Origin of the sequence: Dokdonia pacifica, assembly GCF_900188275.1 — a bacterium.
Lineage (GTDB): Bacteria > Bacteroidota > Bacteroidia > Flavobacteriales > Flavobacteriaceae > Dokdonia > Dokdonia pacifica.
In genome coordinates, this window is record NZ_FZNY01000001.1 from 855,942 (window position 1) to 868,417 (window position 12,476).

The 12,476-nt window shown below is 32.8% G+C and carries 11 protein-coding genes; 8 read left to right on the forward strand and 3 right to left on the reverse strand.

The window, feature by feature from the left end:
* The first annotated feature begins 22 nt into the window (after positions 1-22).
* The 8 genes from CHB80_RS03845 to CHB80_RS03885 all read left to right on the forward strand — a co-directional run bounded on the left by CHB80_RS03845 (position 23) and on the right by CHB80_RS03885 (position 6,503).
* A complete protein-coding gene (locus tag CHB80_RS03845) occupies positions 23-352 on the forward strand; it encodes a hypothetical protein (RefSeq protein ID WP_089370098.1) in 330 nt (109 codons plus the stop codon).
* A 67-nt stretch (positions 353-419) separates the two neighbouring features.
* Positions 420-833 carry a response regulator gene (locus tag CHB80_RS03850; protein ID WP_089370099.1) on the forward strand — a complete coding sequence of 138 codons (414 nt, stop codon included), beginning with the start codon at positions 420-422 and terminating at the stop codon, positions 831-833.
* Positions 834-1,373: a heme NO-binding domain-containing protein gene (locus CHB80_RS03855; RefSeq protein WP_089370100.1), complete on the forward strand. Its 540-nt coding sequence runs from the start codon at positions 834-836 to the stop codon at positions 1,371-1,373. It abuts the gene before it with no gap.
* Entirely contained in the window at positions 1,373-3,352 is a 1,980-nt protein-coding gene (locus CHB80_RS03860) for a PAS domain-containing sensor histidine kinase (RefSeq protein WP_089370101.1), read from the forward strand. The genes CHB80_RS03855 and CHB80_RS03860 overlap by 1 nt, the downstream gene beginning before the upstream one ends.
* A 4-nt stretch (positions 3,353-3,356) precedes the next feature.
* A complete protein-coding gene (locus tag CHB80_RS03865; RefSeq protein WP_089370102.1) occupies positions 3,357-3,674 on the forward strand; it encodes a histidine kinase in 318 nt (105 codons plus the stop codon).
* A 9-nt stretch (positions 3,675-3,683) separates the two neighbouring features.
* Positions 3,684-4,397 (forward strand): LytR/AlgR family response regulator transcription factor, encoded by a 714-nt coding sequence (locus CHB80_RS03870; RefSeq protein ID WP_089370103.1) that lies wholly within the window; start codon positions 3,684-3,686, stop codon positions 4,395-4,397.
* Positions 4,398-4,922: 525 nt separating this feature from the next.
* The gene (locus CHB80_RS03880; protein WP_089370105.1) at positions 4,923-5,207 is read left to right on the forward strand and encodes an STAS domain-containing protein; all 285 of its coding nucleotides are present in this window, start codon (positions 4,923-4,925) and stop codon (positions 5,205-5,207) included.
* Positions 5,208-5,282: 75 nt separating this feature from the next.
* Complete coding sequence (locus tag CHB80_RS03885; RefSeq protein WP_089370106.1) at positions 5,283-6,503, forward strand: glycosyltransferase; 1,221 nt, start codon at positions 5,283-5,285, stop codon at positions 6,501-6,503.
* Positions 6,504-6,620: 117 nt separating this feature from the next.
* Here CHB80_RS03885 and CHB80_RS03890 read toward each other — a convergent pair whose 3' ends face one another.
* The 3 genes from CHB80_RS03890 to CHB80_RS03900 are packed head-to-tail and all read right to left on the reverse strand — an operon-like array spanning position 6,621 to position 12,432.
* Positions 6,621-8,138: a glycoside hydrolase family 2 TIM barrel-domain containing protein gene (locus CHB80_RS03890; RefSeq protein WP_089370107.1), complete on the reverse strand. Its 1,518-nt coding sequence runs from the start codon at positions 8,136-8,138 to the stop codon at positions 6,621-6,623.
* Positions 8,132-9,343 (reverse strand): hypothetical protein, encoded by a 1,212-nt coding sequence (locus CHB80_RS03895; RefSeq protein WP_089370108.1) that lies wholly within the window; start codon positions 9,341-9,343, stop codon positions 8,132-8,134. The genes CHB80_RS03890 and CHB80_RS03895 overlap by 7 nt, the downstream gene beginning before the upstream one ends.
* Positions 9,343-12,432 (reverse strand): hypothetical protein, encoded by a 3,090-nt coding sequence (locus CHB80_RS03900; protein ID WP_089370109.1) that lies wholly within the window; start codon positions 12,430-12,432, stop codon positions 9,343-9,345. The genes CHB80_RS03895 and CHB80_RS03900 overlap by 1 nt, the downstream gene beginning before the upstream one ends.
* Between the last annotated feature and the right edge of the window lie 44 nt (positions 12,433-12,476).

The window sequence follows — 12,476 nt, forward strand, 5'->3', positions numbered from 1 at the left end:
ATTCTATTTAAAAGAATATCTGATGAATGCACATCAATGTGGTTTAATTTTATACCATAATGATGAAGCAATGGAGTTGTATGTATCAAGAAATCAAGGGGAAAAAAATAAAGAAAATGATGTTTTAAAGTATCATTTAAGGCATTTAGAATTTATCTTGTTTTTTGAAATTCAAATAGAACAACGATATGTTCATGATTGCTCTTACCGTTTTTTAGAAAAATTTAAGGCATTAAAACAGGAAGCTCAAATGAATGTTTTGAAGTACAGTTCATATAATAGAAAGAGCCAAAATGCTCAATTCCATTCGTCGACACTTAATGGTTATTCACCGACAGTACCTTTTGATTAAACGAAACATACGGGTAAACCATAAAAATTGAACTATTTTCAAATAAAATTTGATATACTATCTCATTATGAGTAACTTACTTGATGTGTTGTTAATTGAAGACGACACGATAGAAATCATGAAATTAAATAGAACGATTTCTAGCCTAAACTTAAACCACAATATTATCGAAGCTAACAATGGAGAAGAAGCACTTTCTATTTTAAAAGAAGGAAACTCATTACCAGATATTATTTTATTAGATTTAAATATGCCTAAAATTAATGGGATTGAGTTTTTAAAGATTTTAAAAAGCGATCCCAGTTTAAAATATTTACCTACTATTGTACTTACCACTTCCAATAATAGAAAGGATTTACTAGAATGTTATAAAATAGGAATTGCTGGCTATGTTTTGAAACCTTTAAAGTATGATGATTATGTTTCAAAAATTGAAAAGCTTTTAGCATATTGGAGTGTTAACGAATTAATTAAAGCATAAATGAAAGGAATTGTTTTTACAGAATTTTTAGATCTTGTAGAAGATAAGTTTGGATTAGAAATGGTTGATAAAATCATTTCCCAATCTGCTTTAGAATCTGAAGGCGTCTATACTTCAGTGGGTACTTATAAGTTTTCTGAAATGCTACAATTACTCCAAAACTTAAGTACTAATACAGGGATAGAAATAGATAATTTATTATTGGTATATGCAGAACATTTCTTTAGCGTTCTAGAAGATAGTTACCCAGGGCTTTTAAGCACTTATAAAGATCCTATAGAAATGCTAGCTTCTATTGAAAATCATATTCACGTAGAGGTACGAAAAATATATCCAGATGCAGAGCTTCCTACTTTTTTAGTAGAGAGTAAAACAGAAAACTCACTTGTTATGATATATAAATCTAGTAGAGCGATGCATCATTTTGGTTTGGGGTTAATGAATAAAACATTTGAACATTTTAATGCCACAGCAACAATCACCTTAGAAAAAATAAAAGAAGATGGTACAGAGGTGAAGTTTATCATTACCAAAAATTAATGAGTCAAGAACAAATTGATATATTACAAAGAGCACTACAAAGAGAAAAAGCCGCACGAAAAGCTTCTGAAAAAATTCTAGAAGAGAAGTCCCTACAATTATATAATACTGCTCAAGAATTAAAAGATGTAAATCAACAGTTAGAGCATCTTTTAGACGAAAAAACCTCACAACTACAAGGGATTTTTGAAAATATAAATGATGCCTATTTAGTCATGGATCTCAATGGCAATGTCATCAAAATGAATGATGCTGCTATTGATCTTTTTGGTTATGACATTGAAAAAGAAAAAATTAATGTTGTAGCACTTATCTATAATGAAGATTATGGGTATGCAATGAGATCTTTTAATGAACTTAGAACCAAAGGGGCTTTTACAAATTATACTGCTCGTGTAAATACAAGAAATAAAGGAGTACGATGGGTGCATATTAATGCTAGTGTTGTTTTTGATAAACAAAAAAAACCTATTGCTGCTCAAGGAATTGTACGAGATATGACTGATGAGAAAGCCGCAGAACAGCAACTCATAGATTCTGAAAACCGTTTATCTGCTTTAATCTTAAATCTAGAAAGTGGGGTTCTCCTTGAAGATGAATATCGCAATATTGTTATTACAAATACGCGTTTCTGTGATTTTTTTAATATCCCTGCAACTCCAGAACAACTTATAGGACAAAATTGTGAACATGCTGCAGAACAGAGTAAGCATCTTTTTTTAGATCCTGAGGGGTTTGTTACTCGTATTAATACGCTTACGCAAAATAAAAAACAGACACTCTCAGATGAGCTTGCGCTTGTAGATGGCCGTATTTTAGAAAGGGATTTTATCCCTATTTATGAAGAAGGGCATTATAAAGGACACTTATGGACTTATCGCGATGTCACCTTACACCGAAGATTTCGAGAAAATATAGAAGCAGAGCGTGAAAAATACAGCAATATTATTGCAAATATGAAACTAGGCCTCATCGAAGTAAACAATGATGACGAGATCTTGATGGTTAATCAAAGCCTTGAAGAAATGTCTGGTTATCGTGAAGCAGAGTTATTAGGCAAAAAAGGGGGCGAAATACTGCTTGCAAAAGAATTCAAAGAAAAGATGGCCGGTGAGAATCAAAAAAGAATACAAGGAAAATCTAACTCCTATGAAGTGCAAGCACGCACAAAAAATGGAGAATTAAGGTACTGGCTTATAAGCGGCGCCCCTAATTATAACCTCAACGGCAAAGTGGTAGGCTCTATCGGAATTCACTTGGATATTACAGAACTAAAACAATTAGAGTTACAAAAAGAAAATTTACTCCAAAAACTGGAAAAAAGTAATAATGAATTACAGGAATATGCACATATCGTATCTCATGATTTAAAATCTCCGTTACGCAGTATAGAAGCACTTACTTCCTGGATCAAGGAAGATAATAAAGGAAAGCTTGATGAAGCCAGTTTAAAAAACTTCTCCCTCATCGAAATGACCTTAGAAAAAATGGAACAATTAATCTCAGATATCTTAAAGTACTCTAGTATTGGAGCTACTACTGATGAATCTGAAGAAGTAAATCTTAATACCCTCATTGATGACTTAAAACAGGTATTATATGTTCCAGAAAACATTTCTATTGATGTTGTAAACAACTTGCCTATCATAAAAGGAGATAAGATAAAGTTTCAGCAAGTTTTTCAAAACTTAATTAGTAATGCCATTAAGTTTAATGACAAAGAAAAAGGGCATATCATTATTGACTATAAAGACAAAAAATCCTATCATCAGTTTTCTGTTAGTGATAACGGGATTGGCATTGATAAAAAATATTATGATACTATTTTCAAAATATTTAATTCTTTAAAACAAAGCAAAGACTCTTCTGGTATTGGACTTTCTATCGTAAAAAAAATCATCGATTTATATAAAGGAAATATTTGGGTAACATCAAAAGTAAACGAAGGCACTACATTCTTCTTTACGATTAAAAAATAATCCCATGGAACTACCAAACCATTCATATATCGATCAATTAGCTGCTGGAAATAAGGCATTTAAAGAAAAACTACTTGCCGTTATCAAAGATGAATTCCCTGAAGAAAAAGCCATCTATCTTAAAAACATAGCGGCAAAAAATCATAAAGAAGCTGCAGAAAATGTACACAAGATTAAACATAAAATTAGTATTTTAGGACTTGAGAAGAGTTATGAAATAGCAGTTGCATTTGAAAACAATCTAAAAGAAGACGATTCTACTTTAAGAACTGAATTTGAAGCTGTTTTAAATGTTATTTCTGAGTACTTGATAACCCTGTAAGCCATAGATATGAATTGTATTATTATAGATGATGAAACGACTGCAAGAGTGATCATAAACCAATTATGCTCGCAAATAGATGATCTTACAATTTTAGAAGAATTTCCTAACGCCATACAAGCTATTAAATACCTAAATCAACATGAGGTAGATCTGATTTTTTTGGATATTCACATGCCTGATTTTACAGGATTTGACTTTATACAAACACTCAAAAACCCTCCTAAAATAATTTTAACTACATCTGATGCTAATTTTGCTATCGAAGCATTTGAGTATGATTGTATTGTAGATTATTTGGTAAAACCTATCCCGTTCCCAAGGTTTGAAAAAGCAATTCAAAAAGCACGCAATTTTGCTGCGACAAATACTACTGCTACACAAACTCCTACAGATCAAGAGTCAGCATCAGACACACATTTATATATAAATATAGATAGACGTCTAATAAAACTCGAGATTCCGAGTATCTATCTCATAGAAGCCAAAGGAGATTACATCAATGTCAAAACAGAAGACAAAAATTATACGGTACATTCTACTTTAAAGAAAATAGAAGATAAACTTCCTAAAGATCTGTTTTTAAAAGTACACAGATCCTATATTATTAATGTCAAAAAAATTATTGATATTGAGGATAATAGTGTTTTAATTAAGAAAGATGTCATCCCAGTAAGTAGATCAAACAGACCTGAACTCATGAAAAGGCTCAATTTACTTTAATTAGACTTCTAGTAGCTTAGTTACGACCATACCCTATTCCTTCTTTATTTAACCTGAGTCGGCTTAAATAATTAGTCATCTTTAATTTGGTTATACTAAAACTCATTTAATTAATTCAAAATAAACATGTTTGTTCATTTTCTTTGCTCGTCCAAAGAAAACAGAACCAAAAGAAAAGACGCTTTTTCTTAGGTATTTTTTCGCTTGAAGCGAAAAACCAAAAGGAGTTTCCTAAATTTTTTCCAAGGCTTCAAAAATTTTTAACGGAAACACCTTGTTATACTGTAGAAAAAGAAGAAAAACTAATATCGAGTTCTCTTTTATTTTATTTCGCTTTAAGCGAAATTCAACACATACGTAATCAACATATTACGTTTTTTCTGATTTCTTATTTATCACAAATCTTCAGTAGCAAGCCATTCATCTACAGTAAATGGCAACTCACCGAATTCTGACCTAATTCCTACCATTCCTAAACGATATTTACACCAGAATTAAAACAATAACTCATTAAAAATAAGAATCATGGCTTTACAAATTTTAGAATGCAACGGAACTTTTTACATCACTGGAAAAATAAATTCAAGAACTTCTAACTCTTTTCTAACACATTTTACGCACGTATTAAGAAAGCATGAAGATGAAGCATTAACAATCAATATTGATAAAGTAAGTGAAATAGACAGAACAGGTGTAGAAACTTTCAAAAAACTACATACAACTGCAACAGAAAATCAAAAAGAATTTTCAATCACTGGTTATGGATGCAAAGACATCTACTATGAGTTTAGCTATCATAAAGCTGCTTAAAAATAATACCACCCCACATCATATATAGATAACATATAACATAGCCCCTACCTATTCACATTAAAAACAATACTTATGAAACTCGCCATAGTCACTGCCTATCCTCCTAGTAAAGTAACATTAAATGAATATGCTTTTCATCTTGTAAAGCATTTTAGACAGAAAGAAGAGGTTACAGAAATTGTATTACTTACGGATAGAACTCAAGGAGAAAAAAACCTATCATTTGTTGAAAATGGTTGTAAAATAACGATCAAAGAGTGTTGGTCATTTAATAGTTACGGTACGCTTTTTAGTGTGAGTAAGGCTATTAAAAAAACACAACCAGATGCAGTCTTGTTTAACTTACAATTCATGAAATTTGGAGATAAAAAAATACCTGCTACACTAGGACTTTTATTACCTCTTGTCTGTAAATTAAAAAAGATTCCTACCATTGCATTACTTCATAATATATTAGAAGAAGTAGATCTTGGTTCTGCAGGATTCACCTCTAATAAGATACTCCAGAAAGGGTATAATTTTATTGGATCTATGATTACTAGATTGATCTTACAAGCAGATGTTGTTGCAGTAACTATGCAAAAGTATGTAACTATCCTTGAAGAAAAATATAAAGTATCTAATGTGCAATGCATCCCACACGGAACTTTTGAAGTTTCAAAAGAAGCTCCTGAATATACCATTCCAGAGGGTCCTTTACAAATCATGACCTTTGGAAAGTTTGGAACGTACAAAAAGGTAGAGCCTCTTATTGAAGCTGTTGAATTGATAAGACAAACATCAAATCTAGATGTAGAAGTAGTTATCGCTGGAACAGACAACCCTAATGTGCCTGGTTATTTGGCAAGTGTAGAAAAAAAATATAAGCATGTAAACCAAGTTCGTTTTACAGGATATGTAGAAGAAGAGGAAGTTCCTTCTTTATTTAAAGACAGTGCCGTGGTTGTATTCCCTTATACAGCAACTACAGGAAGCTCTGGTGTATTACACCAAGCTGGAAGCTATGGAAAAGCGGTTGTACTGCCAGACCTAGGAGACTTAGCTTTATTAATTAAAGATGAAGGATACCAAGGAGCGTTTTTCAATCCTGAAAGCGTACAAAGTTTAGCAACAGCTATCAAAAAAATTATCACAAATGATAGCTATAGAATAGCATTGGGCGAATCAAATTATAAAGCCTCTATTGCCTTCCCAATGGAACGAATTACAGATATGTATCTTGATACATTTAAAACTATTATTCAAAGAAAAAAACATATAAACACCACAAACGAAGCCCCTTCTATTATTTAGAAATATACTTGAACATTCCCCCTTTCACCCTTTTTTAATGCCCCAAATTGTTTTTTGATTATTTATTTTAAGCTGGGGAAGGTCCCCTAAACTTCTCTGGCTTTTTAAAAAATGATATTATTCTTTAAAAATATACTTGAATGCAGCCTTTTCATCCCCTTTTTGATTTATGAACCCAAATTGTTTTTGATTGTTTTTTTGCCAAGGAAGTCTACCCACGACTTCCTTTGGTATTTCTACAAAGTCATATAATGTCCATGACATAGACGGGATTTTATGCTTTGCAATAATACCTTGTATCTCTTTATGATATGTAGCTTGATCATTTTCGGAGTTTCCAAATGGATTCCAAATACCTTTATAGGAAGACATTCCAAATTCACTTAATACAATAGGTTTTGTAGGTATTTCTTCATTTAAATACAGATATACATCTTCTAAGGTATCTAGATCTTCATAAAAATGGAAGGAGACAAAATCTACGTGGTCTTTAAGAATAATAGCACTTTCTGCATTAGACCATCCTATCGTTACTGGATGATCTGGATCTGTATTTTTTACAAAACTTGTCATCATTTGTAACCAAGCGGTCACTTGCTTTTCTCCTCTAGATTCAAAATCTAAATTTGGTTCGTTTTTAATATCCCAAGCATACAGAGCGGGGTGTTCTTTAAGTGAAGAAACGATTGTTGCTGCGTGACGTCTATTTAACGTCCAATCTAACACAGCATAATCTCCATAAAAATCAAACAATGTCACCATGACTTTTAAATTGTGACGTTCAGCAAGGTCTAGTGTTTGTTTTAGTTTTTGGAGCTTATCTTCTTGCACATTTGCTTTTCCAAAATCGTCATATTGAACAAATATGCGTATACTTTCCAATCCTGCATCTTTGATAATTTGAAAATCTTTTGATAGAATCTCTGGATCAAAACCATCACCAAACATATCCCAAGGTGTTGCTTGAGGGTAATAATTAATCCCTTTTACAGAGATATCTTTTAGGGTATCAAAGCGTTCTTTTTCAGTATACACTTCCTGATGCTCCTTGACCATATGTCGTATACGCCAAAATCCATCTTCAAGCAATAGGACTATTTTATACGTAGCCGTTTCTGTAGTTTCTAAAATGAGCACTTCATCTTTATACAAACGCTTATATTCAACAACATCATAATCTGTAATCACAACCAATTGACCATCTTCACTAAAAAATTCTAAGGTCGGGTGATGTTCTAAAGTGGTTGCTTCTACGACAATACCTTCTTCTGTATTATGAGCTATCGTATTATATAGGTTTTTTCGAGCATTCTCTGTATAATAATCTTCAATACCGCTTGTAGTATTGGTTTTATATGCTATTTGTTTTACATACCACGCATCTAAATAATTATTCTCTATACGTTCTAATGTTTCTTGATCCATAGGTCTTCCTTCATTGTATAAAGGTGCCCAATATACATCAGGAATATATTGGTCAATTTTTTGTATTTCTGTATGTAATATCGTGGCCCTATCTGCCCCTGTATTTAAGTAACTATATAATGAACTAATACCACCTATAATTACCGCAATGATGATCATATAAGAGATGATCAATATACTTCTAAGTATATTTCTGTTCATCTTTACCATAACTTTATATTGGGAAGGTTTTTTTCTAATCCCGCTGTTTTTATTGTGAACGTATAGGTGTCATTTTTAAAAATAGCTTCCTCCAAACTAAAAGAGACATACCCCTTTCTTGAGGTTTTTGTATATGTTTCAAGCAATACATTGTCTTTATAAACTTCCAATACTACTTGAAAACCATCAGGGATCATTTGGTTCATAAAACTTTTTAAGGGTCCTACTTGGATTTCTCTATTCGCTTTCGCGAAAGCGATCTCAACATTTTCCACCACTTGTTGATAAGCTATTGAAATCGTATTACTTTCTGCCATTCCATCTACATAGGCCTGGACTGTCCATTGTTCTTCCTGATCTGGATGGATCATCTTAGCGGTAGCTATTCCTTGTACCGTTGTTCCAGAAGCCTTTAATACATTACCCGCTTTATTTCTAATAAAGAACGTAACAAAGGTACCGTCACTTACAATATTGGCATGTGCATCTCTTAAAATAGACGTATAAAATGATGTGATTTGATTTCCGTCTGCATACTCATGAGGCCGATCTACCGAAATTGTAAAATCAGTTGGAATGGCAGGAAGCACATCGACCGTATACTCTGTTGAATGGGTTTCTAAACATTCTGCAGCGATAAATAACCTTCCGCTCTTTCTTCTTGAAGATATATTTTTATAGCTTATTATCTTTTTGGTCTCAATCTCTTCTTCTGTTTGTGTATCTAAAAACCGATGATGTACCATTACCGGTGTTCCCTCAGGCATCGGGTTATCTAACGCATCTGTTGGGATAACCACAAGCATGGTATAATCAATATCTCCCGCCTCTATTGTGGGCGGACCAATATAGGTTTCCATCGTAGCAACATGCTGTTGAGGACTCATTACAAAGGAACCAGATGTAGGGTTATTATGAATTAATTTCCAATGAACTAATCCTGATTTATTTGCTATAAAATCAGGGATTTCATAATTAAGTGTAGTCTCTTCAAGTACAGGAGTAATAACGGTACTTCCATAACTATTTGAACAATATAAAAGTGGCGTCACAGCTTCTGCCGATGAAAATTGCAACAGTACTGTACTTCCAACTTCAAATTCCGTTTGACTGGTTAATAAGCCAATACTATTTCCCTGATCTTTTTCTTGACCAGTAGAAATAGTAGCGATTAGTATCGCTATAAAGAGGAATATATGTTGTTTATACTTCATTAATTAGGGTTTCCTATATAGGAGTTTATTTCAATTTTAATATACTCATAATCGGGATGTTCAATTTTTTGAAGTTGAGCATCGGTATGATTTTGTATTCTATCAGGAACGATCTTATTAGAAATCCCTTCATTAGGCAATCCATTTACAAAGATATTTTCCATCGAATCGTTCACCACTCGCATGGATGCTTCTTTTAAAAGAGGATATCTAAATGTTTGTTGGCGTTGTTGTCGTATGCCTTCTTTTATAAACAAATGATCTACCCACAACAAGGTTTTATCTTTATCATAGTATGTGATTAAGAGTTGTGGTACTGTAATTTCTTCAATTCCGCTATTAAACACACTTCCTGTAATTGTTTTAGAATCTATCGATATTGCACTCAAAGAAGCTTCCTTATATAAATCTGAGCCAGATACATTACCTGCTACTTGAAGATTAAACTTGGTGGGTTGCTCTTCAAATTCAATAGGTGTAAACTCATCTGGATTAAATGCCTTAGGAATAGAGTCTTTTGTTTTAGACCAAGCAATACCTTCAAAATCAATTCGAAAAGAGCTCACTTCTTTAGGCATTAATTTATGCTTCACATGATGTTTTGCATTATAGGTGGCAAGTTCTTTATTAGCATCATTATACAAGGTGCCTTTTAAAACAATATCTGCAGGTACACTCTCTAAATTCTGCACTTCTCCTACAATGGCATAATGTGTATCATATTGAACCAATTTGGCAGAAAGCACTTCTAAAACGGGTTGTTTTAATACATCTTCATGGTGTGTTTGTTCTGTGGTTACTCGTCTTCGTCCTTGATTAAAATACCTAGATGTATTAGATGCATATAATTGATCCGGAGGAATATCTGTGTCTAAATCATAGTGTTGCAACAACCACTTCCCATTACGTTTTATAACCGTTCTATATTCTTCTTTATGAATCTTTTCAAGAGGTGTGATCCAATCTGTAATGACTTTGGCTGTAACCAGTGAATCACTATTTCTAGTAATGATCGTATGAATATTATCCAATTTAGCATACGAGCTTAATAAGCCATCTGTTACTGAAATCTCTAGCATATATTGTGCTATGGAAAGATTGTTTTTAGTATCAATAAGTGCATATGCTTTTTCAAACTCTTTAAAATCTAGGGCATCATAATATGCAACAATAGCGTTTTCAGGGGAACGCTGTGCATCATTTTTTATATAAAATAAGTAGATCCCATAAAAAACTAATATCGCCAATGCAATAGACCAAATATGTGTAACTCTAAGAAGGTTTTTTGAAAACGATGCATAGGTATTTTTAAATGCTAAGTACACAGGAGGTGTTTTTAAGTTAGTTTTTAGCATTCGAATCCAAAGTATCTGGATATTGAGCATAAAGGCAATGATTACAGTTAAAAAAGGAATTACTCCCCATAGTATTTTTTGCCATTTAGGGATTTCATCTTTAGGTAATATCGCAGGAATAGGCTTTACATTAAGTCGTTCCCAAACCATAATACCGTTTTCTAATTGCCGTAAGCGTTGCCACCCGCAGAAATACAAAACAGGGTCATAGAACTTATCGTTAGAAAAGATATACTTTAGATTATATTTCTCTGGAGTCGTTAAAAATTGTTGTAAGGAGCCTATTCCTGCAACTCCTTTATACTTTGAATTTTCTAGTCGCTCAATAGGTCTTGTGGTAAGCTCTGGTAGACGTCTTGCTGAGTGGTAATTACCATCTACAGACAACGCATTTGTTTGTGCAGATAACCATGCCATTTGATCTCCAAAACCTAATGTTAAAAATCGCCATTTGTCATGATCATCCTGATTAAGGAAATTAACAATAGGTAGCATTTTAATTTTTTGAGGTTGTGAAGGTCTAAAATACCCCAAACTCATTGTAAACACCGTCATAAAAATAAACAAGCCTGCTAATATCCCTCCTATAATACGATGATATACACCTCCAAATTTTGACTGAATCCGCTGTTTTAAATCCCCTTCAGAAAATCGATATACAAACTCTCCAAAAAGAGGCAATGACATAATGCTTCCCCAGAGTGTAAATCGATCTAATGTCAATATATTAAATGCGGTTTCTCCTAAAACCATTCTAGGAATAGGCGTTGTTCCTCCAGTTCCTAAAACAAAAAGAATAGTCATAGAAAGTCCAAAGAATACATAACGCTTACTATAATATCTATAATATATATATGGTAATAAGATTAATAGAATTCCCCACGGAATCAAAAAGAAAACAAGCCCAGAAGAAGTGATTTCTAAAAAATTATCACGAGACCCATGCGGAATAGGAACCTGCGTAATAGGGTTGTTTTTAGAATTAATCCAATACGGAAGAATACATCCTATAATGATTACTAAAGATGACATTCCAAAACCTACAATACGTTTAAATAATTTAAGGAAGCTCCGTAAAAAAACATTAAACGTTATCTCCTTTATAGAGGAAACTTGTTCTCTGGATACATCCATAATGGCCATTCCTATCAATGGAAAAATAAAAAATACCATTCCAAAAATAGGAGTCACATGGTGTGAGGTTACCGTAACTGCTATTAATGACAAGGATGTAAATAGATAGCGATACTTTCCTGTTTTTAACCAAAGGTAAATCTCTGGTAAGGCATGCATCAATATGGAGATTCCTATAATGCTAGGTAGTTGTCCAAAAATATGTAATGTCTCTACAAAAGAAGAAGAGAATACAGCAAGAATAGCTGCATACCCAGCCACTGTTCTATTTGCAGTAATCAATAAAGAAAACCTATAGACTCCTGTTATAAAAAGCACAATACTTAAAAGTGCCACGGTAAACAAACCAAATTTCAATCCTCCAATTAAAGAAAGTATTCCAATAGATTGATGCACCAAAGGAGGATAACTAGTTACTGTAAACCCAGTATACCATTTATAATTCCAGGGTTCAAACCAGCTATTTGCATAATGATCTGCAAAAAATAAATGTATTAACGCATCATAGGTTGTTTCTAACGTAAAAAAGATAGACGTACCATGAAATGCAAGTCCCACAAGTAGGGCTATCAACAGGTATTTATTAGTACTTCCTTTCATGTATTACGTCACTATTCTTTTGAATTTTAAAGATATAACAAACT

Bases quoted from the DNA above. Each gene is read 5' to 3' on its own strand.
- CHB80_RS03845 (WP_089370098.1), top strand. From the start codon at position 23: ATGAATGCACATCAATGTGGTTTAATTTTATACCATAATGATGAAGCA.
- CHB80_RS03850 (WP_089370099.1), top strand. From the start codon at position 420: ATGAGTAACTTACTTGATGTGTTGTTAATTGAAGACGACACGATAGAA.
- CHB80_RS03855 (WP_089370100.1), top strand. From the start codon at position 834: ATGAAAGGAATTGTTTTTACAGAATTTTTAGATCTTGTAGAAGATAAG.
- CHB80_RS03860 (WP_089370101.1), top strand. From the start codon at position 1,373: ATGAGTCAAGAACAAATTGATATATTACAAAGAGCACTACAAAGAGAA.
- CHB80_RS03865 (WP_089370102.1), top strand. From the start codon at position 3,357: ATGGAACTACCAAACCATTCATATATCGATCAATTAGCTGCTGGAAAT.
- CHB80_RS03870 (WP_089370103.1), top strand. From the start codon at position 3,684: ATGAATTGTATTATTATAGATGATGAAACGACTGCAAGAGTGATCATA.
- CHB80_RS03880 (WP_089370105.1), top strand. From the start codon at position 4,923: ATGGCTTTACAAATTTTAGAATGCAACGGAACTTTTTACATCACTGGA.
- CHB80_RS03885 (WP_089370106.1), top strand. From the start codon at position 5,283: ATGAAACTCGCCATAGTCACTGCCTATCCTCCTAGTAAAGTAACATTA.
- CHB80_RS03890 (WP_089370107.1), bottom strand. From the start codon at position 8,138: ATGGTAAAGATGAACAGAAATATACTTAGAAGTATATTGATCATCTCT.
- CHB80_RS03895 (WP_089370108.1), bottom strand. From the start codon at position 9,343: ATGAAGTATAAACAACATATATTCCTCTTTATAGCGATACTAATCGCT.
- CHB80_RS03900 (WP_089370109.1), bottom strand. From the start codon at position 12,432: ATGAAAGGAAGTACTAATAAATACCTGTTGATAGCCCTACTTGTGGGA.